The 21,067-nt window shown below is 69.5% G+C and carries 18 protein-coding genes and 1 riboswitch; of the genes, 12 read left to right on the top strand and 6 right to left on the bottom strand.

Going from position 1 to position 21,067, the window contains the following annotated elements; all coding sequences use genetic code 11:
* Window positions 1-60: 60 nt before the first annotated feature.
* Window positions 61-513 (top strand): MarR family winged helix-turn-helix transcriptional regulator, encoded by a 453-nt coding sequence (locus tag PKE84_RS04120; RefSeq protein WP_271175947.1) that lies wholly within the window; start codon window positions 61-63, stop codon window positions 511-513.
* A 104-nt stretch (window positions 514-617) separates the two neighbouring features.
* On the top strand, window positions 618-788 hold the full coding sequence (locus PKE84_RS04115) for a hypothetical protein (RefSeq protein ID WP_271175946.1): 171 nt from the start codon (window positions 618-620) through the stop codon (window positions 786-788).
* Window positions 789-822: 34 nt separating this feature from the next.
* Here the strand turns inward: PKE84_RS04115 and PKE84_RS04110 are convergent, their stop codons facing one another.
* Window positions 823-1,446 carry a VOC family protein gene (locus PKE84_RS04110; RefSeq protein WP_271175945.1) on the bottom strand — a complete coding sequence of 208 codons (624 nt, stop codon included), beginning with the start codon at window positions 1,444-1,446 and terminating at the stop codon, window positions 823-825.
* Between the two features lie 168 nt (window positions 1,447-1,614).
* Between PKE84_RS04110 and PKE84_RS04105 the strand changes: the two genes are divergently transcribed.
* The 3 genes from PKE84_RS04105 to PKE84_RS04095 are packed head-to-tail and all read left to right on the top strand — an operon-like array spanning window position 1,615 to window position 5,590.
* The gene (locus tag PKE84_RS04105) at window positions 1,615-2,421 is read left to right on the top strand and encodes an ABC transporter ATP-binding protein (RefSeq protein ID WP_271176179.1); all 807 of its coding nucleotides are present in this window, start codon (window positions 1,615-1,617) and stop codon (window positions 2,419-2,421) included.
* Window positions 2,418-3,452 (top strand): ABC transporter substrate-binding protein, encoded by a 1,035-nt coding sequence (locus tag PKE84_RS04100; protein WP_271175944.1) that lies wholly within the window; start codon window positions 2,418-2,420, stop codon window positions 3,450-3,452. Before PKE84_RS04105 ends, PKE84_RS04100 begins: the two co-directional genes overlap by 4 nt.
* A gap of 2 nt (window positions 3,453-3,454) precedes the next feature.
* On the top strand, window positions 3,455-5,590 hold the full coding sequence (locus PKE84_RS04095) for an iron ABC transporter permease (protein ID WP_271175943.1): 2,136 nt from the start codon (window positions 3,455-3,457) through the stop codon (window positions 5,588-5,590).
* 24 nt (window positions 5,591-5,614) lie between these two features.
* Here PKE84_RS04095 and PKE84_RS04090 read toward each other — a convergent pair whose 3' ends face one another.
* On the bottom strand, window positions 5,615-6,310 hold the full coding sequence (locus tag PKE84_RS04090) for a BMP family ABC transporter substrate-binding protein (protein WP_271175942.1): 696 nt from the start codon (window positions 6,308-6,310) through the stop codon (window positions 5,615-5,617).
* 212 nt (window positions 6,311-6,522) lie between these two features.
* Here PKE84_RS04090 and PKE84_RS04085 point away from each other — a divergent pair, with 212 nt between their 5' ends.
* The 3 genes from PKE84_RS04085 to PKE84_RS04075 all read left to right on the top strand — a co-directional run bounded on the left by PKE84_RS04085 (window position 6,523) and on the right by PKE84_RS04075 (window position 10,995).
* Window positions 6,523-7,797 carry a HupE/UreJ family protein gene (locus PKE84_RS04085; protein WP_271175941.1) on the top strand — a complete coding sequence of 425 codons (1,275 nt, stop codon included), beginning with the start codon at window positions 6,523-6,525 and terminating at the stop codon, window positions 7,795-7,797.
* 161 nt (window positions 7,798-7,958) lie between these two features.
* Window positions 7,959-9,791: a purple acid phosphatase family protein gene (locus tag PKE84_RS04080; protein WP_271175940.1), complete on the top strand. Its 1,833-nt coding sequence runs from the start codon at window positions 7,959-7,961 to the stop codon at window positions 9,789-9,791.
* Window positions 9,792-9,888: 97 nt separating this feature from the next.
* Complete coding sequence (locus PKE84_RS04075; RefSeq protein WP_271175939.1) at window positions 9,889-10,995, top strand: WxL protein peptidoglycan domain-containing protein; 1,107 nt, start codon at window positions 9,889-9,891, stop codon at window positions 10,993-10,995.
* A 7-nt stretch (window positions 10,996-11,002) separates the two neighbouring features.
* Here PKE84_RS04075 and PKE84_RS04070 read toward each other — a convergent pair whose 3' ends face one another.
* Window positions 11,003-11,443 carry a TM2 domain-containing protein gene (locus PKE84_RS04070; protein WP_271175938.1) on the bottom strand — a complete coding sequence of 147 codons (441 nt, stop codon included), beginning with the start codon at window positions 11,441-11,443 and terminating at the stop codon, window positions 11,003-11,005.
* 62 nt (window positions 11,444-11,505) lie between these two features.
* On the bottom strand, window positions 11,506-12,012 hold the full coding sequence (locus PKE84_RS04065) for a GyrI-like domain-containing protein (protein ID WP_271175937.1): 507 nt from the start codon (window positions 12,010-12,012) through the stop codon (window positions 11,506-11,508).
* 114 nt (window positions 12,013-12,126) lie between these two features.
* Window positions 12,127-12,304, top strand: a riboswitch (M-box (ykoK) riboswitch).
* A 107-nt stretch (window positions 12,305-12,411) separates the two neighbouring features.
* On the opposite strand from PKE84_RS04065, the gene mgtA reads away from it, so the two are divergent.
* On the top strand, window positions 12,412-15,084 hold the full coding sequence (gene mgtA / locus PKE84_RS04060) for a magnesium-translocating P-type ATPase (protein WP_271175936.1): 2,673 nt from the start codon (window positions 12,412-12,414) through the stop codon (window positions 15,082-15,084).
* A gap of 25 nt (window positions 15,085-15,109) precedes the next feature.
* On the opposite strand, the gene PKE84_RS04055 is transcribed toward mgtA, so the two are convergent.
* Window positions 15,110-15,736 carry an NADPH-dependent F420 reductase gene (locus PKE84_RS04055; RefSeq protein WP_271175935.1) on the bottom strand — a complete coding sequence of 209 codons (627 nt, stop codon included), beginning with the start codon at window positions 15,734-15,736 and terminating at the stop codon, window positions 15,110-15,112.
* 82 nt (window positions 15,737-15,818) lie between these two features.
* On the opposite strand from PKE84_RS04055, the gene PKE84_RS04050 reads away from it, so the two are divergent.
* The 3 genes from PKE84_RS04050 (at window position 15,819) to PKE84_RS04040 (ending at window position 19,856) form a co-directional block, all read left to right on the top strand.
* On the top strand, window positions 15,819-16,811 hold the full coding sequence (locus tag PKE84_RS04050; RefSeq protein WP_271175934.1) for a DUF1214 domain-containing protein: 993 nt from the start codon (window positions 15,819-15,821) through the stop codon (window positions 16,809-16,811).
* Window positions 16,812-16,954: 143 nt separating this feature from the next.
* The gene (locus tag PKE84_RS04045; protein WP_271175933.1) at window positions 16,955-18,745 is read left to right on the top strand and encodes an ABC transporter ATP-binding protein; all 1,791 of its coding nucleotides are present in this window, start codon (window positions 16,955-16,957) and stop codon (window positions 18,743-18,745) included.
* 13 nt (window positions 18,746-18,758) lie between these two features.
* Window positions 18,759-19,856, top strand: coding sequence for a glycosyltransferase family A protein (locus PKE84_RS04040; RefSeq protein WP_271175932.1), 1,098 nt, complete (start codon window positions 18,759-18,761; stop codon window positions 19,854-19,856).
* Window positions 19,857-19,872: 16 nt separating this feature from the next.
* Here the strand turns inward: PKE84_RS04040 and PKE84_RS04035 are convergent, their stop codons facing one another.
* A complete protein-coding gene (locus PKE84_RS04035; RefSeq protein ID WP_271175931.1) occupies window positions 19,873-21,024 on the bottom strand; it encodes a glycosyltransferase family protein in 1,152 nt (383 codons plus the stop codon).
* Window positions 21,025-21,067 lie beyond the last annotated feature (43 nt).

Raw genomic sequence — 21,067 nt, 5'->3', positions numbered from 1 at the left:
AGTTCGTGATACGAACTAAAAATAGTTTGCGATACGTACCATGTCAAATAGGATCGAGGCGTGACGAACACACAGCCGATCGACGATCTCCGCACCGAGGAACGCAACGGCCTCGTCGACGCCCTCGCCCGGTCGGCCTTCGAGACGGTGGCCGTGCTGAGCCGGATCAGCGCCGAGTACGACCTCTCGCTCACCCAGCTGCGCGTGCTCGCGATCCTCCGCGATCGACGGCTCAGGATGGCCGGGCTCGCCGATTATCTCGGGCTCGAGAAGTCGACCATGACCGGTCTCGTCGACCGCGCGGAGAAGCGCGGGCTGGTCGAGCGCGCGCCCAGCGAGACCGATCGCCGGGCCGTCGAGGTGTACCTCAGTGCCGCCGGCCTCGCGCTCGCCGACGAGGTCGAGGTACGGGTCGCCGCGGCACTGTCGCCCGTGACCGACGCGCTCACCCCCACCGAGCGGCGCCGACTCCGCGCGCTCCTCGAGAAGACCCTCACCACGCCGCCCCACTGAGTCGCCTCAGTGCAGAGTCGATGCGACGCACAGCACTGGCGGGGTGGGAGGCGTTGTGCGAGCAGGCTCGCGGGAGCAGACTCGGTCACGACGAAGGAGGAGTGATGGACGATCTCACGGGAACCTCTGGCGAGCGGATGCGCAGGCTCGCCGCTCTCGAGGCCGAGGCGCTCGAGGCGGAGTGGCTGCTGCGACAGCTGCAGCTGGTGCTCGAAGCGTGGGCGGCCGACCAGAAGGCGCTCGACATCGACGCCGAGGGGCGCGAAGACTTCTAACCCGGGAGCCACGAACAGTCCCCGGGCCGACGGCTCAGGCGCGAGCCGACGTCGACACCGGCTCCCAGGCGAAGCCATCGGGATCGGTGAACGGCGCCGCGGTGCTGTTGATCGCGATCCGGTGCGATCCCGATCCCTCCGGCGGCACGCCGGCATCCTTCGCGAGCGCCTTGCGGGAGTAGAGGCCGAGTCGCACGGGGCTGGTGGGCATGTCGAACTCGACGTACGTGCCGAAGCTCTTGCCGACGGCGAGGCCGTGGCCGACGTAGAACTGCTTGGTCGCCGAGACGTCGCCGGCCGCGAGGAGCAGCACGACCTGGTCGATCTGGCGCGTCGCAGGGCCGGTGTCCTTCTTGGCCGAGGTCGCCACCTTCCAGATCGAGCCGTCCGGCGCTTGGGCGACCCCGCCGTGGCCCCACATCGATTTCGAGACGGGCTTCACCACCGTGGCGCCCGCCGCGACGGCGGAGTCGAAGAGCGCGTTCACGGTCGACGGCTGCGACACGATGAGCGAGAGGGAGTAGCCCCGGAATCCCGAGGTGGGGGCCTCCAAGGCGCGCACCTGCACCCGGGAGTCGAGCCCGAAGGCGGCGGTGAAGAAGCGCTCAGCGGCGCTGGTGTCTGCGACGTCGAGAGTGACGGATTCGATTGATGTCATGACTTCACGGTAGGTCTGCGCCCGGGCCTCCTGCTTCTCGATTCCTGCTCGATGCGCGACTCCATCGTAGTTGCAAAGTTAGGTAAGGCTTCCCTAAGGTACTGACTTGTGACCCTTCACGAAACCACCCCCCTGGCTGACGCAGACCTCGGGCTGCACGCTCGCGGGATGACCGTCGCGTACGACGGGACCGACGTGGTCCACGACGCCGAGCTCGGGCTGCCGCGTGGCCGGGTCACGGCCCTGATCGGCCCGAACGGCAGCGGCAAATCGACGCTCCTCCGGGCGATCGCACGGTTGCACCGGGCCCGCTCGGGAAGCGTGCACGTCTCGTCCGAGCCCGGCGAACAGGCCGACGCGCTCGCCCTGTCGCGCAGTGATTTCGCGCGCAGGATCACCCTCCTCGCGCAGAGCCGTCCGACACCGTCCGGGCTGAGCGTGCGCGACGTGGTCGGGTTCGGCCGGCATCCGTACCGTCGGCGGTTCCGGGGCACCGACCCCGAGGGTGCGCGGGTGATCGCCCACGCGCTCGCCGTGACCGGGGTGGAGGAGTTCGCCGATCGCGGCGTCGAGAGTCTCTCCGGCGGGCAGCTGCAGCGGGTCTGGCTAGCGTGCTGCCTGGCCCAGGACACCGACGTGCTGCTGCTCGACGAGCCGACCACCTACCTCGACCTGCGGTACCAGGTGGAGATCCTCGACCTCATCCGCGACCTCGCGGATACGCACGGCGTCACCGTCGGCGTCGTGCTGCACGACCTGGATCAGGCGGCCGCCGTCGCCGACCGTGTCGTGCTCCTCTCGGAGGGGCGGGTCATCGCGGCGGGCACGCCCTCCGGCGTCTACGACGCCGAGCGGCTCAGCTCGACCTACGGCATCCGCATCGACGTCGATGCGAACCCAGAGACCGGCATCCCGCGCACCCGCGCGGTCGGAACGCATCACCTCAGAACCGAAAGGACCCCCGCACACTCATGACGACCAGCCCCAAGACGACCAGAGCCGAGACGACCCGCCCCCAGGCGACCCGCCCCCGCACCCTGAGGAACACCATCACCGTCGCGCTCGCCGCAACGGCCGTGGTCGCCCTCGCCGGTTGCGGAACCACCGAGACGCCCGCCGCGGACGCCGCCACCCGCGGTTCGCTCACCGTCACGGATTCCCGCGGCGAGAAGGTCGAGCTCGACGGCCCGGCGAAACGCGTCGTCGGAACGGAGTGGAACGTCGTGGAGACGCTGGTCACGCTCGGTGTGCAGCCGGTCGGTGTCGCCGACGTCAAGGGCTACACCGCCTGGGACACCGCGGCCCCGCTGAAGGGCGAGGTCAAAGACATCGGCACGCGCGGCGAGCCGAGCGTCGACACCGTTGCGGCACTGGACCCGGATCTGATCGTCGGCACCACGGATCTGTCGGATTCCGCGATCGACCAGCTGTCGAAGATCGCGCCGGTGATCGTCGTGCGCTCGGCGGACGCGAGCCGGCAGATCGACCAGATGATCGACAACGTGAACCTCATCGCCGAGGCGACGGGAACGCAGAGCGCGGCCAAGACCGAGATCGCCGGCTTCCGTTCGGCGATGGCCGACGGCAAGAAGAAGCTCGCCGCGGCCGGTCTTGCCGGAACCGAGCTCGCCTTCGCCGACGGCTGGGTCACCGACAACCAGGTCTCCGTGCGCCCGTACGTGACCGGCTCCCTGCTCGCCGACATCAACGCCGAACTCGGTCTCACCGACCCCTGGTCGCTCACCGGCGACAAGGCCTACGGCCTGGCATCGACCGACGTGGAGGGACTCACCAAGCTGGGCGACGCCCGCTTCGCCTACATCGCGAACTCGACCGACGGCGATGACCCGTTCGCGGGCGCGCTGAAGGACAACGCCGTGTGGAAGTCGCTGCCCTTCGTGAAGGCCGGTCACACTTACCGGCTGCCCGACGGCATCTGGATGTTCGGCAGCACGGCGGCGATGGAGCAGTACATCGACGCAGTCGTCGGTGCCCTGACCGACTGATCGTGAGCACCCCCACCCTGCAGCGCGCGCCCGAGCCGTCTCCGGCGCCGTCCGACCGGGACGCCGAGTCCCGCGCGTCCCGTCCGTCTGATGGCGGTCGCCGGGGTGGCGCCGGCGGGCGGATGCTCGTGCTCGCCGTGCTCGCGCTGTTGGGTGTGGCCGTTCTCGCCCTCGTGCACGTCAGCCAGGGCACCGCCTCCGTCGACCTCGGCGCGGTCTGGCGGGCGATCACCGGCTCCGGCACGAGCCAGGCGGATGCGGTGCTCATCGACTCGCGCCTGCCCCGGTTGGTCGCGGGGTTGGTGGTCGGGTGCGCCCTGGGGGCATCCGGCGCGGCGTTGCAGTCGGTCTCGCGCAACGTCCTGGCGTCGCCGGACACGCTCGCGGTGAACGCGGGAGCCTATCTCGCGGTGGTCGCCGTGGCCGCCTTCGGCATCAGCCTGCCCGCGCTTCCGGCGGGAGCGACGGCGTTCATCGGCGGGCTGATCGCGGCCGGGATCGTGCTCGGGTTGTCCCGCGCAGGGTCGGGTCCGATCCGGCTGGTGCTGGCCGGGTCGGCTCTGACCCTCGCGTTCAGCGGGCTCAGCGGGATGCTCATCCTGTTGCGAGCCCAGGAGACGACCGGGCTCTTCGCGTGGGGCAACGGCTCGCTGGCGCAGATCGGGATGCAGGCGGTCAACCAGCTCGCGCCCGTCGCCCTGCTCGCGCTGATCGGGCTGCTGGTGCTCGGCCGACGGCTCGACATCCTCGCGCTCGGCGATGACGGTGCGGCGGTCGTGGGAGTGAGCCCGCGGGGCACGCGCAGCATCGCCGTCGTCCTCGCTGTGCTCCTCGCGGCGGTGGCGGTCACCATCGCCGGTCCGATCGGGTTCGTGGGTCTCTGCGCGCCGGCGATCGTCCGGCTCCTCGGTGCGAGGGTGCCCGGCCTGCTGCGGCATCGGGCGTTCATCCCCGCGTCCGCTGTCGCCGGCGTGCTCGTCGTGCTCGGCGCCGACGTGCTCCTGCGCGCGGTGTTCGGTGCTCAGGCCGGCGTGGCCGTGCCGACCGGGATCGTGACGACCGTCGTCGGCGCCGTCGTGCTGGTGGTGCTCGCCTATCGTTCGCGCGACTCCGGGTCGACGAGCTCGTCGACCGCGTTCGCCCGGGTGCGCAGCCGGCGGGCCTTCGTGATCACCCTGATCGTCGCCGTCGTGGGAGTGATCGTCGCGACGATCGCGGCCGTGCTGCTCGGGGATGCCCGGCTGCTGCTGGGCGACGTGGCGAACTGGGTGACCGGCAACGCCGGGCGCATCGTCACGTTCGTGCTCGACTCCCGGATGCCGCGGGTCGTGGCGGCGCTGCTGGCCGGCGCCGCGCTCGCCGTCGCGGGAACCGTCGTGCAGGCGGTCTCGCGCAACCCGCTCGCCGAGCCGGGCATCCTCGGCGTCGTCGGCGGTGCCGGCGTCGGGGCGGTCGGAATCCTGACGGCCGTTCCCCTGGCGAGCTTCTGGCTGGTGGGCGGCGCTTCGCTGGCCGGGGCCGCGCTCGCGGCGGCGCTCGTCTTCGGGCTGGCCGCGCGCCGCGGGCTCGAGCAGAACCGGCTGGTGCTGATCGGCGTCGGTGTCTCGGCGGGCGCATCCGCACTGGTGAGCCTGCTGATCGTGCTCACCGATCCGTACAACGGGGCGAAGGCGCTGGTGTGGCTGTCGGGCTCGACCTACGGCCGCACGTTCCCGCAGGTGCTCCCCGTGCTGGTCGCGCTCGCGGTGACGCTGCCGATCCTCGTGACGATGCGACGACGGCTCGACGTGATCGGTCTGGATGCCGACACACCCCGGCTGCTCGGCATCCGCCTGGGGTCGACCCGCCTCGGGCTCCTGAGCATCGCCGTCGTGCTCACCGCGGCGGCCGTCGCGGCCGTCGGGGTGATCGGCTTCGTGGGTCTCGTCGCGCCGCATGCCGCGCGCGCCCTCGTCGGGCAGCGCCATGTGCGCGTGCTGCCGGTGGCCGCACTGCTCGGTGCGTTCCTGGTCTGCGTCGCCGACACCATCGGTCGCACGGTCATCGCTCCCGCGCAGATCCCGGTCGGCCTCGTCACGGCGGTGATCGGGGCTCCGTACTTCATCTGGCTCCTGTGGAGGTCGCGCCGCGAAGGCTGAGGCCCTCGTCGACGAGCCATCCGGTCAGGACGGCAGGCGCAGCACGATCCCGGTCAAGTCGTGCAGCACGCTCGCGACCCCAGCGGTGATCGCGTCACGGGCGCGAGCCGGAGTGACGGCATCCGGATCCAGTTCGTCGGCGGTGCTCAGCCCGGTGCCGCGGAAGCTCGCGCCCTTCCACACGACCGCGGTCGTGTTCCCGGTGGGTTCCGGGAGCTCGGCTCCGATGATCAGGAACTGCTGCTGAAGGTGCTGCCCGGTGAGCAGCGTGAAGACGTCGACGATGCGGGAGCCGGCTCCGACGACCAGGTCGGGCGCCATCCCCACGGCCTCGTCGATGCGCTGCTCCACCTCGTCATCCGTCGAGGCCGTCAGCACGGTCAGCGCGACGCTCTCGCGCTCGGCCCAGGTCGTGACCGCGGTCGCCAGCGTCGTCGTGGCCGCGTCCGCACCGGCCGTGATGAGTGCGACGCGGTAGCCTGCGGGCGGCACGACCCCCGCCCACGAACCGGGTTCCGGATTCACCGTGGCCTCGGGCGTCGGTGTCGTGACGCTGCCGAGGAATCCGTCGCCGAGCGGTCGGATGCCGCCCTGCGCCGTCGAGGACGAAGCAGGTTCCGGAGCCGTGGCGACGCATCCGGCCATCGCGGCGACGAGCGCTCCCGCGGCGGCGACGGTGAGCGCGGACGAGAGGAAGGACGAGGCGGGCGTGCGGGTCACGGGATGGATCTCTCGGTGGCCGGGGATGGATGTGGTTCTCCGACCGTGCCGCAGCGTCGCGGCACGGCGATGTCGCCGGGCTTCCGTGCAGATGAACGACAGGCGAACACTCCGGCTCGGCGAGCATCCGCGGGACTACTGCGTTTCTGTACGTTTCCTCACGTTCGCGCGCGCGCCGCATCGCGTTAACCCGGCTCGGACACCGTGTGCGGGTGAGTCATACGAACCAGCGGCCGCGCCGCGCCCTGCAGCGGCCGCGCCGCCCCTTCGTGCGGGAGCCTCGCACAACCGTCGCCCTGATCATCGCCGCCATCGCCACCGCCATCGGGATCCTGCTGCCGGCCGCTGCGGCGCAGGCGCACGGTTTCAGCTCGACGGTCTACGCCGACATCACCGCTCCCACCGACGGCACCGTGCGTACGCACCTCGAGCTCGAATACGACCTGCTCGTCGTCTCGGCGGCCGAGAAGCAGCACGACCAGGCGCTGTTCGACGACGGCACCAGGCTGTTCGAGACGGGCGAGGAGGCGACGGCGATGAACGCCCACGCCGCCACGGTGACGGCGTACGTCACCGAGCGTTTCACCGTTGCGGCCGAGGGGTCCGCCTGCCGTCCCCGGCAGGTCGGAGACATCCCCGTGCACCAGCGCGACGGCGTGCCCTACGCGCAACTGACCCTCGAGTTCACCTGCGCTGCGGCATCCGGTGGTCACGCAGCCCACGAGATCGCGAGCGCGCTGTTCCCCGATGCGGAGGACTACGTCAAAGACACCAAGACGATCGTGACGTACGACCTCGACGGCCGGTCGGGCAGTGCGGCGCTGGATGCCCAGCATCCGTCGTTCTCCACCGGGCAGAGTGCCGGCGAGCGCTTCGGCGAGTTCTTCCTGCTCGGCGCCGAGCACCTGCTGAGCGGTATCGACCACATCCTGTTCCTGCTCGCCCTGATCATCGGATCGCGGCGGCTCCGCGACGTCGTACTCGCCGCGACGACCTTCACCGTGGCGCACTCGGTGACGTTCCTGCTCGCCGCGCTCGGAGTCGTCACGGTGCCGGCGGCGATCGTGGAGCCGATCATCGCGCTCTCCATCGCCGTAGTCGCCGCCTGGTACCTATGGGGCGTCTGGAAGCGACGGTCGTCCGGCATCCCGACCGTCGCCGACCTCGCGCCGTCGCGGGGGATGGACAAGGCCGACTGGCTCCGCCTTGCTGTCGTCTTCCTGTTCGGCCTCGTGCACGGGCTGGGCTTCGCGAGCGCCCTCGGCATCGACGAGGCGTGGTCGTGGACGCTGCTCTGGTCGCTGCTCGTGTTCAACGTGGGGATCGAGGCTGTGCAGCTCGGGATCATCGCGGTCGTCTTCCCGCTGCTCATCGTGCTGCGCCGCCGCGCACCGCGCACCGGGCTGTGGGTCGGGATCGCCGTCGCGGCCGCCGTCACCGTGATCGCCCTGGTGTGGTTCGTGCAGCGCGTGCTCGGGATCGAGTAGCCGCCAGGCGGAGGGGCGGACCCCCCCCGTTCGAGTGGTTCTCTCGACGGACACCCTCTGAACTCTGTGAATTCATACAGGATTCACCGACCCCCGCCACCGTGAGGCGTGCACCCCGCGAACCCGCGGATCCCTCCACTATGAAAGGCACTGGATCACCCATGTCGCTTCACGACGCACCGCAGGCCGCAACGCCTGCGCATCGCCGGAAAACACCCCGGCTCGCCGCGGCTGCCGTCTGCTTGACGGTCGCCCTCGGCGCAAGCCTGCTCTCCGCACCGGCCGCCTTCGCCGCGTCCACCAACCAGACCGACATCGTGCTCGGCGTCGGTGCGACCGAGTCGCAGCGCAACTTCTCCTGGTATTCGGCGACCGACACGGCTCAGGTCGTGCAGGTCGCTCTGGCCTCCGATGTGGTCGACGGGGCCTTCCCCGAGCAGGCCAAGACCATCTCGGCGACCGGCGGCCTCACCACCAGCAACGAGTACAACCGCTTCGCCACCGTCACGGGGCTGAAGGAGGCCACAGCCTACGTCTACCGCGTCGGCAGCGTCGGCGACTGGTCGGCGACCTACTCGTTCCGCACGCAGAAGTTCAGCGGCGACTTCAACTTCCTGTTCTTCGGCGACCCGCAGATCGGTTCGTCGGGCAACGTGGCGAACGACTCGGCCGGATGGGTGGACACGCTGAACGTCGCGACCTCGGCCTACCCGAACGCCGAGCTGCTGTTCTCGGCCGGTGACCAGGTGGAGACGGCGACCAGCGAGCCGCAGTACGAGGCCTTCCTGGCGTCGGATGCCCTGCGCCAGATCCCGTTCGTCGCGACCAACGGAAACCACGACGTGGGCTCCAAGGCGTACGAGCAGCACTTCAACACTCCGAACGTCGACCGCACCGCTGGCGCGGGCACGGGAACCGGCTCCGGCGGTGACTACTGGTTCATCTACAAGGATGTGCTGTTCCTCGACATCAACTCGAACAGCCGCGACGCGTCGCACATCGCCTGGATGAACCAGGTCGTCGCCGAGCACGGCGACGAGGCCAAGTGGAAGGTCCTCGCCTTCCACCACTCGATCTACTCGCCCGGTCCGCACGCCACGGACGCGGACGTGCTCGATCGCCGCAGCACCCTGCCGACCGCGATCTCGAACCTCGGGATCGACCTCGTGCTGCAGGGTCACGACCACAGCTACGCGCGCAGCTACCTCATCCACAACGGTGAGAAGGCGAATCCGGATGAGGCCGCCGGTGCGGACTCGGTCGTCGCCGGTCCGGGCGGAGTGCTGTACGTGACCGCGAACTCGTCGTCGGGCTCCAAGTACTACGACCTGCAGAACAAGGGCTTCTGGTGGCTCTCGGTGCAGAACCAGGAGAAGGTGCGCAACTACAGCGCGGTCGACATCACCGGCAACGCGATCACGATCAAGACGCTGCGCAGCCAGGCGAACGGCACCGACAAGCCCGTGAACAGCATCGTCGACCAGGTCACCCTGACCCGCGAGGCGAAGCCGGACACGAACTCGCAGGCGCTGCAGGTCACGGTTCCCGAGGCTGCTCCGGGCGAGTTCGTCTGGAACATCGACGGCACCAACGGTCTCGTCGACCTCGGCAAGGCCGTCGAAGCCGGCGACCACTACGCCGCGGTCGGCTCGATCAACCCGATCCGCGTCACCGACACCCGCGCGTCGGGCCCGCAGTGGTCCGTCTCTGCGCAGGTCGGCGACTTCACTTCGGGTGCGAAGTCGTTCTCGGGCAAGTACCTCGGCTGGACGCCCGCGGTGACCGAGGCCGGCGGCGACGCCGTCGCCGGTGACCGGGTGCAGTCCGGGTTCTCGGGTGGCGACGGTCTCTCCGTCTCGTCCACGCTCGGCGACGCGGCCAACGGTCACGCCCGCGGCTCGGCCAAGCTCGGCGCCGCGCTCGACCTGAACCTCCCGGTCGACGTCACCGACGGCACGTACCAGGCGACGCTCACGCTCACCGCACTGAGCTAGTCATCCGCTCCACCGGTCGGAGTGGGCGCGATCCTGCGCCCACTCCGATCACCAACCCTCTTCAGCTGATCTTCCGCCCCTCTTCCTTCGAGGACTCATGAACGCTCGTACCTCCCGCTTCGTATCGGCCGCCACCCGGCTCCTCCCCGCTGCACTCGCCGCACTCCTCCTCTCCGCTGGTCTCATCGCTGCCGGCCCGGCGGGCACGGCCTCGGCCGCCGACGATGTCACCTGGGGAGTCAGAACGGCGTCGAACGCCAACGGCACCGACCGTCAGAACTTCGCGTACACGATCAAGCCCGGCGCGATCGTGAGCGATGCCCTGGTCATCAGCAACCATGACGCGGCGCCGCTGAAGCTCGAGGTCTACGCGGCCGACGGCTTCACCACCTCCAGCGGACAGCTGGACCTGCTCACGCCCGACAAGAAGTCGGTGGCCGTCGGCGCTTGGACGGCGCTTCGCGGCGGGACGCTCACCGTCGCTGCCGGAAAGACGGTCCAGGTGCCGTTCACCGTCACCGTCCCAGCCACGGCGACGCCCGGCGACTACGCCGGCGGCATCCTCACTTCGCTGCCTCACACGTCGCAGGAGAACGGCATCAGCGTCGATCGTCGCCTCGGCATCCGGATGCACGTGCGGGTCGGCGGTGCGCTGGCCCCGAGCGTGGCCGTCGAGAAGCTGCACGTCGACTACACGGGCACGTTCAACCCCTTCGGCACCGGAGCGGCGACCATCGCGTACACGGTGCGCAACACGGGGAACGTGCGGCTGGCCGCCGGTCAGACCGTCGCACTGACCGGGCCGTTCGGCTGGTTCCCGGTGGAGGTGGAGGGGGTGGCCCCCGTGCCCGAGCTGCTGCCGGGCGAATCGTGGACCGTTTCGGTGCCGGTCTCCGGCGTCGTCCCGGCGTTCTGGCTGTCCGCGACGACGACGCTGAACCCGCAGCTGCCCGCCGTGTCGGGGGTGACTCCCGGGTTGGACGGTGTGCGGTCGAGCGGCAGTACGGTCGCCATCCCGTGGGCGTTGCTGGTGCTCGTGCTGCTCGTCGCCGCGGCTGTGGTCGGCACGGTGTTCCTGTTGCGCGCACGGCGTCGGCGCAGTGCGGCGCGCGAGGACGAGCGCGTCAAGAAGGCGGTGGAGGCCGCCCTGCGCGAGAGCGAAAGCGCGAGCGCCAGTGATCCCTCGGCCGGCGTGACCGCGTGACGCGCCGTCAGCGGATGCCGAGGGCGCGCCGCGCGTTGATCGTCTTGGTCTGCGAGTTGAGGGTGAACGCGTCGAGCACGGTGCCGAACCCGAACAGTCCGAACGTGAAGAGCCAGAGCACGCCCTGCCCGACCTTGCCCAGGTAGAAGTGCTGCAGGCCGCACATCCCGATGAAGGAGGGCAGCATCAGCGCGTAGGCGACACGTGCGTGCTTGCGGGGGAGGGGCGCGAGGGGTTGCGGCACCACCGGCGAGGTCGTCACGTAGACATTGGTCACGGCGTGCGGGGCGACCGGAACGGCGGCGGCCGACAAGGTGACCACCGGAGCAGAGGCGACCGGGACGAGGGGCGGGGGTACGGGGGTGACGACATCGTTCGCCGCACCGGTCGGCTCGGCGGTTCCGACGGTGACGGTGGGGGCTGGGGTCGATGGCGTGCTGTCGGTCATGGGGATGTCCGTTTCGCTCTGTGGCTGAATGCTAGCCTCGTCCATCGCGCACGGCTAGGTGGCTACGAGCGAGTGAGGAACGCGAGTTCGACGACCCAGCGCGTCTTGCGCGGTTCCGTGCGGGGGTCCGTCAGGTAGATCTCGCAGCGGGAGGCGAAGGCTTCCCCACCGGGGTGCGGCTTCGTGTCCAGTTCGAGGCCCTGCTCCTGAATCCAGGCGTGCAGGAGGCGGTTCGCCGCCATGGACTTCGCGCGGTAGGCCAGCACGGCATAACTGCCGGCCGGGATCGCCCCGGCCTGGACCCGATCGTCCGTGTCGTCTGACTTACCCGCGACACCGACCTCGATCTGCATCTGATCGGCCATATTCACCACGTGGAGGCGGAGGAAGAAGGGGCCCGTCGGCTCGACACCGTTCTCGTCGAGCCAGGCGATCAGTTCCGCGAGCAGGCGGTCCCGGTTGGAGAGCATCGTGCGGAACGGGACGGTCTCACGGATGCCGAGCGTCGGGACGGCCGCGCGGTACTCCAGCTCGGGACCGCTCACGACATCCAATTCGCCTGCTCGCACCGCAGCATTCTCGCACGCACTACGCGCGCTGCCGCCACACTTAGATTCGTGGCTCGCGGCTACGTGCTCGTCGCGCACCGGCCTGCGCCCACCACGCGTTGTTAGCGTCGGGATGCAGCACTTCGTTAGGCGAGGCTCCTGCACGAACACAGGCCACTGATCTGACGACGTCGAGAGACGCCCAAGGTTAGGACAGGTCTCCCCGGATTAAGGGGTCACCCAAAGTGGCTTCCCGCCCGTTCGATGGTGGGACACGTCGTGCAGTGTCGAAGCTCTTACGTGGAAGTGGCGGACTCCGTTCGTCCAGCGCTGCAGAACACCTTCACCTGTCGCGACGCGCACTCTCCTCGCCGGCCCACCGGCGGGGTGGTCGTCGCGCCCGAACGAACGGGACATCTCATGCGTACCTTCCGTACCTTCCGTACCTTCCGGACCGATTCCGACCGGCTGACGCCATCGACGCTGCTCGTCGAGTCTGCGACCATGCCGCCCGCGGCGGCCATCGCCGCGATGTCGACCGCGCTCACCGGGCTGGACGAGCACTCCGTGCAGACCCGTCGTGCCCGCTACGGGAGGAACGAGGTCGCCCACGACAGGCCGGCGCCGGCGATCGTGCAGTTCCTCCGCGCCTTCGTGAACCCGTTCATCCTGATCCTGCTGTTCCTCGTGGTGGTGATGGTGATCACCGACGTGGTGTTCGCCGATCCGGAGGACGGCCCCGACGTCACGGGTGTCGTCACCGTGGGCGTCATGGTGCTGGTGAGCGCCACCCTGCGCTTCTGGCAGGAGTACCGCTCGTCGAGGGCGGCCGAGCAGCTCACGGCGCTCGTTCGCACGACGGTCGCGGTCACGCGCCGGGTCGACGGGACCTCGGTCACCCGCGAGCACCCGATCGACGAGGTGGTTCGTGGTGACATCGTCGAGCTCGCCGCGGGCGACATGGTGCCGGCCGACGTGCGCTTCGTCTGCGCGAAAGACCTGCAGGTGAACCAGGGGATGCTGACGGGTGAATCGCTTCCGGCCGAGAAGTCGATCGACGCGGTCCCCGACGTGAACGCGTCCGAGCTGCTCGACGCACCGAACCTCGGGTTCTTCGGCACCTCGGTCGTGTCGGGCTCCGGGACCGCTGTCGTCGTCGCCACGGGCCGTCTCAGCTACTTCGGCAGCATGTCGTCGGCCATCGTCGGCGCCCGGCCGGAGACCGCCTTCGACGTCGGCATCAAAAAGGTGAGCTTCACGCTCATCCGGTTCATGCTGGTGATGGTCCCGGTGGTGTTCGTCATCAACGGGCTCACCAAGGACTGGACCAGCGCCTTCCTCTTCGGAGTTACGACCGCGGTGGGCCTGACCCCGGAGATGCTCCCGCTGATCGTCACGGCCAACCTCGCGAAGGGCGCGAAGTACCTGGCAACGCGCAAGGTGATCGTCAAGCGGCTCAACAGCATCCAGAACCTGGGCGCGATGGATGTGCTCGCCACCGACAAGACCGGCACGCTCACCGAAGACCGGATCGCGCTCGAGCGGCACCTCGACGTCGCCGGACGCTCGAGCGAGACGACGCTCGGCTACGCCACGGCGAACGCGCACTTCCAGACCGGGCTGCGCAACCTGCTCGACACGGCGATCGTGGCCGCCGCCGGCCCGCACGAGCTCGACCGCGTGCGCCGGGAGTACACGCTGGTCGACGAGATGCCCTTCGACTTCGAGCGGCGGCGGATGTCCGTGGTCGTCGACGACGGCTTCTCCCACCTCATCATCACCAAGGGCGCCGTCGAAGAAGTGCTCGCGCAGTGCACCTCGGAACTCGCGGACGGCAAGGAACTCGACCTCACGGAGGACCGCCTGGCCGCTCTCGACGCGCTCGTCGCCGAGCAGAACGAGCTCGGGATGCGCGTGCTCGCCGTTGCGATCCGCTCGGTCGTCCCCGACGAGGACGAAGAGCGCTACGAGTACACCCGCGGGCACGAGGAGCGCATGACGCTGGTGGGCTTCCTCGCCTTCCTCGACCCGCCCAAAGCGTCGGCCGGCGCCGCGATCGCCAGCCTGCGCGGGCACGGCATCGCGGTAAAGGTGATCACCGGGGACAACACGCAGGTCGCGGCGACGGTGTGCCGTGAGGTGGGCATCGATGCCGGCCGCATCGTGCTCGGCAGCGAGCTCGACGACCTGACGCTCGATGAGCTGGGCGCGCTCGCCGACGAGACCGCGGTCTTCGCCAAGGTGAATCCCACCCAGAAGGCCCGCATCGTCGAAGCGATGCGGGCCAACGGCCACACGGTCGGCTTCCTCGGCGACGGCATCAACGACGCTCCGGCGCTCCGGGTCGCCGACGTGGGCATCTCCGTGGACACCGCGGTGGACATCGCCAAGGAGTCCGCCGACATCATCCTGCTCGAGAAGGACCTCACCGTGCTCGAGGGCGGAGTGGTCGAGGGCCGCCGAACCTTCGTGAACACCATGAAGTACATCTCGATGACCGCGTCGTCGAACTTCGGCAACATGTTCTCGGTGCTCATCGCCAGTGCCCTGCTCCCGTTCATCCCGATGATCCCGCTGGTCGTGCTGGTGCAGAACCTCGCCTACGACCTGTCGATGCTCACCCTTCCGTGGGACGACGTGGACGAGGACGAGCTGAAGGACCCGCGCCGGTGGGAGTCGAAGAGCCTCTCGAGCTTCATGATCCGGATCGGGCCGATCTCGTCGATCTTCGACCTCACGACCTATGCGCTGATGTGGATCGTGTTCGCGGCGAACAGCCCCGAGCATGCCGCACTGTTCCAGTCGGGCTGGTTCATCGAATCGATCATCTCGCAGACGCTCGTCGTGCACATGCTGCGCACCCGGCGCCTCCCGTTCCTCCAGTCGCGGGCGAGTCTGCCGGTGCTGCTGGCCACCGGAGCGGTCTGCGTGTTCGGCCTCGTGCTTCCGTTCACCGGCTGGGGCGCCGGGCTCGGGCTCGTCGCGCTGCCGTGGACCTACTTCCCCTGGCTGCTCGCGACGCTCGCCGCCTACTGCCTGCTCACCCAGCTGCTCAAGACCCGGTACATCCGCCGGTTCGGCACCTGGATCTGAGCCGATGCGCAGGCGCAGCGCGCGGTCAGGTCACCGGACGCGGGCCGCTCACCACGGAGATCCCGTACAGCGGCGTTCCGACCGCGCGCATGATCTCCATCGAGAGGAAGACGTAGAGCTCCGGTCCATGGGCGGTGTCGATGCCGCCCAGGTCGATGCGGTTCTCGGCGCTCCAGCCGAGGTCGCCGAGCAGGCCGCCCACGATCGCCTTCGCCTCGGCGTCGTCGCCCGAGAGGAAGACGGTGGTGGGCGGCAGGTCCTTCGGCCGCGTCATCAGGGGCGCACTCACGGTGTTCAGTGTCTTCACGACCCGGGTGTGCCGGAACTCCGCCTGGAGGGCTGCACCGAGGCTCGCGTTCGGATACACCAGGCCGTAGCGCTCGTCGAGGGCGTTGCCGACATCGATCAGGATCGTGCCGTCGAGGGCGGACCTGCCCAGCTCGCGGAGGTTCGGCACGGCGACGTTGCCGGGGATCGCGTCGACCACGATGTCGGCGCCGTCCACGGCGTCCGCGGCCGGCAGGATGGGCGCGGGCGCGTCGCCGCGGTCGTCCGGATCGCGCGAGCCGAGCACGACCTCGTGGCCGGCCGTCGCGAATCCGGCGGAGAGGGTGCGGCCGACCCGTCCGGTGCCGATGATGGCGATCTTCATGGCTGGATCCTCTCGCCCGCCCGCGCTGATCCCCCTGCACCCACTCTGGCCCTGGATGCCCGCCCGGGTCTACAGTCATCGCATGAGCACGGGGTCGGAGACGTCCGTGGCGGTCACGGTCGACAACTTCGTCCGGGCCGAGAGCGACACGTACTTCCGCAAGGCCGCAGGGCGGTCGGGGGTGGGGGTGCTGCACCACGCACGCGTGCCGACGCGGGTGGAGGAGCAGTCCGTCGTGCGGATGAACCGCGACACGCTCTACTCGTCGGGAGTGGTCGACGTGGAGGCGGGTCCGGTCACCGTGCACCTGCCGGACTCGGACGGACGCTTCCTGTCGCTGATGCCCGTCAGCCAGGACCACTACACCACCGGGTGCGTCTACGGCGCCGGACCGCACACCTTCACGCGCGAACTCATCGGAACGCGATACGCGGGCATCGTTGTGCGCACGCTCGTCGACCCGGAGAACGCCGACGACGTCGCCGCCGTGCACGCGCTGCAGGACGCCATCCGGATCGATACCCCCGTCGTCGGCGCGCCCCTGGAGGCGCCGAACTGGGATCAGGCCTCGCTCGGCATCGTGCGCGACACCCTTCGTCGGATGAGTCCAGCGCTCGCTTATCTACCGGGTGCGTCGTTCGGCACGAGGGTCGAGGTGAACCCGCTCCGGCACCTGATCGGGACGGCCGGCGGCTGGGGAGGGAATCCGCCGCGGGACGCACGCTACATGTCCGTGTTCCCTGAGCAGGCCGACGGCAGCACTCCGTACCGGCTGACGGTGGGGGACGTGCCGGTGCACGGCTTCTGGTCGATCAGCGTCTACAACGCGGACGGCTACTTCGAGCGCAACGAGCAGCACGCGTACTCGATCAACAACCTCACCGCGGTACGCAACGACGACGGCACGATCACGGTGCAGTTCGGCGGTGAGCCCGGCGACGCCCCCAACCAGCTGCCGATCACACCAGGCTGGAACTACGTGGTGCGGATGTACCGCCCGCATCGCGCCGTGCTCGAGGGCGGCTGGACGTTTCCGCGGGCGGAGGTCGTCGGCGGCAGCTGCCCCCGTGGCTGAGCCCCGTAGCCCGCCCACCCGGCCGTGGGCGTCGGTTCCGGTGGGCGCTCGCTCAGGCGGAGTGTGTAGTTTGTTCTGGTGCACAGACGACCTTTGATCATCGAGTTGGACGGCAGCGCGGCTCCGGACAGGCGACGCGCGTCGTGAAGGCTCTGATTCGCACGCTGCGCGACCTGCTCCCGCTTCTCCCGCCGTCCGGCCGCCGCTACCTGAAGATGTACTCGTGGCTGCTCGGACTGCTCTCGGTGCTCGACGCCTTCTCGCTGGGCCTGCTGGCCGTGGTGATGACGCCGCTCATCTCCAATCAGCCGCTGACCCTCCCGGTCGTCGGCACCATCTCGACGTCGAGCCTGATCTGGCTGCTCGTCCTGATCTGTTTCGTCGTCATCCTCAAGGGCGTGCTCGCCTCGCTGCTGCAGTTCTCGGCGACCCGTCGCTTCGCCTCGTACGAACTGGAGATCGGCGACCGCCTGCTGGCCGCGTACCTGGCGGCTCCCTGGGTCGAGCGACTCAAGCGCAACTCCTCCGATGTCGTCCGGCTCGCCGACTGGGGGATCGCGAACACCATCGCGGGCGTTCTGCTCCCCGCGTTCTCGCTGATCGGCGAGGCAGCGACCTTCGTCGTCGTGCTGCTGGTGCTGATGATCTCGCAGCCCGCGATCGCGATCACCGCGCTCGTCTACCTCGGGCTCGTCGGTCTCGTGCTCTACTTCTGGATCTCGCGCCAGTCGCAGATCGCCGGGCGCGTCAACCGCGACTACTCCTACACGGTCTCCCGTCTGCTCACCGAGGTGATCGGGGCGCTCAAAGAGGTGACCCTGCGCAACAAGTCGGCCGAGGTGCAGGAGGTGGTGCACGCCAACCGCGTGCGCACGTCGCGCGCTCGTGCGAACATCCAGTTCCTCAACAACGTGCCGCGCTACATCCTCGAGACGGCCCTCATCGGCGGCTTCGTGCTGGTGGGCGTGGTCGGCTTCCTCACCGGCGGCGGCAGCATGACCGCTGCCGTGACGGCGGTCTCGATCTTCAGCCTCGCCGGTTTCCGCATGGCGCCGTCGATCACCCGATTCCAGGCCGTCGTGGCCGGCACGTCCGCCAACCTGCCCCACGCTCGCAACGTGATCGACGACATCCGCGTCATGGAGGCTCAGGGCAAGGCGGCGCAGAACGGTCTCGATTCCGGGCACCTGCCCGAGCATCCGACAACGCTGGTGCTCGACGACGTCAGCTTCCGCTATTCGGCCGATGCACCCCTCGCCCTCGACAATGTGTCGCTGACCATCCCGTTCGGTTCCACCGTCGCGTTCGTCGGTTCGTCGGGCGCCGGCAAATCCACCCTGGTCGACCTGATCCTCGGCCTCGTCGATCCCACGTCGGGCACCATCGCGATCGACGGGACCCCGCTGCGCCACGTCGCGTCGGCGTGGCACTCCCGGGTCGGCTACGTGCCTCAGGATGTCTCCCTGTTCGACGCGACAGTGGGGCAGAACGTCGCGCTCACCTGGTCGCAGGACGTCGACCGCGACCGTGCGAAGGCCTCGCTGGAGCAGGCGCAGCTGTGGGAGACCATCGAGTCGCGCGCCGGCGGGCTCGACGGCCCGATCGGCGAGCGCGGGCTCGCCCTCTCCGGCGGCCAGCGCCAGCGCCTCGGCATCGCCAGGGCGCTGTACGCCGACCCGTTCGTCCTGGTGATGGACGAGGCGACCAGTGCGCTCGACAGTGCGACAGAAGCGGCCGTGGCGACAGCCATCCGCGAACTGCACGGCAAGGTGACCGTCATCCTCGTGGCGCACCGGCTCTCCACCATCCGGCACGCCGATCAGATCTACTACATGGCCGACGGTCGCGTCGCGGCCAGTGGCACGTTCGACGAACTCGTCGCGGCCGTTCCCGATTTCGCCCGGCAGGCCGAGCTCGCCGGCATGATCGACTGAACGCCGGAGCGTCGTGGTGACGACACCTCGCATCGATGCGGTCATCGCCGTGCACGACGCGCGACGACCGGTCGCCCGGGCCATCCGCTCGCTGACCGAATCGGGACTCGACGTGCGTGACGGCGCCGAGCTGCGCATCACGGTCGTGTGCCACAACATCGATCAGGCGGAGATCCGGGCGGTCGTGCCGGAAGAGCTAGCGCGAGACGTGCGCTTCCTCGAGCTCCGCGACGGCATCCCGAGCGCTGCCGGTCCGTTCACGGCCGGCATCGCCGCCGCGACCGCGCCCTACGTCGCCATCATGGGATCGGACGACGTGCTCGAGCCGGGTGCGCTCGCCGCGTGGGAGAAGCACACCGACGGCGGCCGAGCGGATGCGGTGATCCCGCCGCAGAAGCACGCGAACGGCGCAACCGTGCGCACGCCGCCGAAGAGGCCGTTCCGTCGAGGGGACCTGGACGCGGTGAAGGACCGTCTCGCCTACCGCACCGCTCCGCTCGGGCTGATCCGGACGGAGGCCGTGCAGCGCCTCGGTCTGCGGTTCCCCGCCGGGCTGCGTACCGGCGAAGACCAGAGTTTCAGCGCCAAGCTCTGGTTCGGCGGTGTCGTGCGGTACGCCGGCGGGGCTCCGGCCTACGTTGTGGGCGCGGACGCGGAGACCCGCGTGAGCATGACGTCCCGGCCCCTGCGGGCCGAGTTCGCCTTCGTCGACGAGCTGCTCGCCGACCCGTGGTTCTCGGCCCTGCCGCTCGCCTCGCGCGGGGCGCTGGCGATCAAGATCGTGCGCATCCACGTGTTCGCGGCCGTGCTCGCGCGCATCGCCTCCGGCGAGTGGGACGGCGATGATCAGACGTTCGCGGCCGACCTCGTCCAGCGGCTCGAACGAGAAGCCCCCGGCTTCGAGCGCCCCTTCTCGGTCGCGGACCGCCGGGCTCTCGATGCCATTGCGGACGGGCACGCCGATGTCTCGGTGCTCGCCGCGACGTTGCGCGCCCGACGCCGGTTCGGGCATCCGGCGACCCTGGTCACGCGTGGCATCCGCGGCATGCTGGCGGTCGAGGGGCCGCCGCGCTTCATGATCGCATCGGCCCTGGTCCGCCCGTCCCGGTGACGGGCGCTGCGACGCGTCAGGCCGTTCCGGTGGCAGTGGCCGGCGCCGCGAACAGTTCGGCGATGGCGCGCACCCACTCGCTCTGCTGCTCCTCGGCCGAGAGGTCCTTGGCCGCGCGATCCGCTGCCTGCTTCCACCCGGCGACCTTCTCCGGCGTCAGCTGAGCGACGACCGTGCGCAGCGACGCGACGCTGAAGTCGGGCACGACCTCGCCGAGTCCGTACTCGCCGAGGATGGACGCCATCTCCGGCGACGGCCCGATGATCAGGCCGAGACGCGCCTGCACGGCCTCGAAGAACTTGTTGGGCAGCGCATGCGCGAGATTGAAGTTGGTGGGCGGCAGGAACGTCATCGAGACGTCGTACTCCGCCAGTGTCTCGACCAGCCTGTCGTACGGCACGGGATCGCGGAAGGTGAGCCCGGGAACGCCGCGGCCCTGCTCTTTCAACTCGGCGACGTAGTCCGGCTCGTTGGGCATGACGATCATGTCGAGCGTCACGTTGGACGGTGCGTCCTTCATCAGCTCGATGAAGTTCTCGAGCTTGCGGTAGCGCTGGCCGGCGGCAGAGTGGATGAGACGGATCGGTGCATGCACCTCCTGCGGGGTGCGATCGGCGTACGGCGCCGCGTTGGTCACCACGCCGACCTTCACTCCGTAGTCGGACTCGTATCGGTCGGCGATGCCGCGCGCCACGGTCGTAATCGAACGCAGCCGCGGGAGGTACGTGCGGCAGAGCCAGCGCATGTAGGGCGCGACCGTGAGCCGCCAGGTGAGGTCGTCGTCCTTCTCCTTCGGCGCGAACTCGTGGAGATCGCCGTGCACGCCGTGTTTCGCATCGAGCGAGAGCGCGAGGGGCACGGCGTTCAGGTCGTTGGCCAGCACGCCGTCGAACGAGCGGCCGGCGAGCTTGGGGACGGCATCCTTCACCGCCTGCGTGTTCCAGTACGCGCGCTTGTACTGCCGGGTGGCGATTCCGACCTTGTCGTCGACCCAGGCGCGCGCCTCGCGCGGGATCTCGATGTGCTCGACGACGCCGTCGGGGGCATCGCCGTAGCCGCAGGTGGTCACGTCGTAGTGCGGCGTGAAGAGCTGGACCTGCTTGAGGACGCGTGGATCCGAACGGATCGGCGAGAACGACAGGATCAGGAGGGAGGGGCGCGCGGTCACAGGAGAATTCTCCCATGGGCCGGCTCGGCGTCCGCCGGGTGCT

Origin of the sequence: Leifsonia poae, assembly GCF_027921845.1 — a bacterium.
Lineage (GTDB): Bacteria > Actinomycetota > Actinomycetes > Actinomycetales > Microbacteriaceae > Leifsonia > Leifsonia poae.
This window is presented reverse-complemented; position numbering and strand designations above follow the sequence as displayed.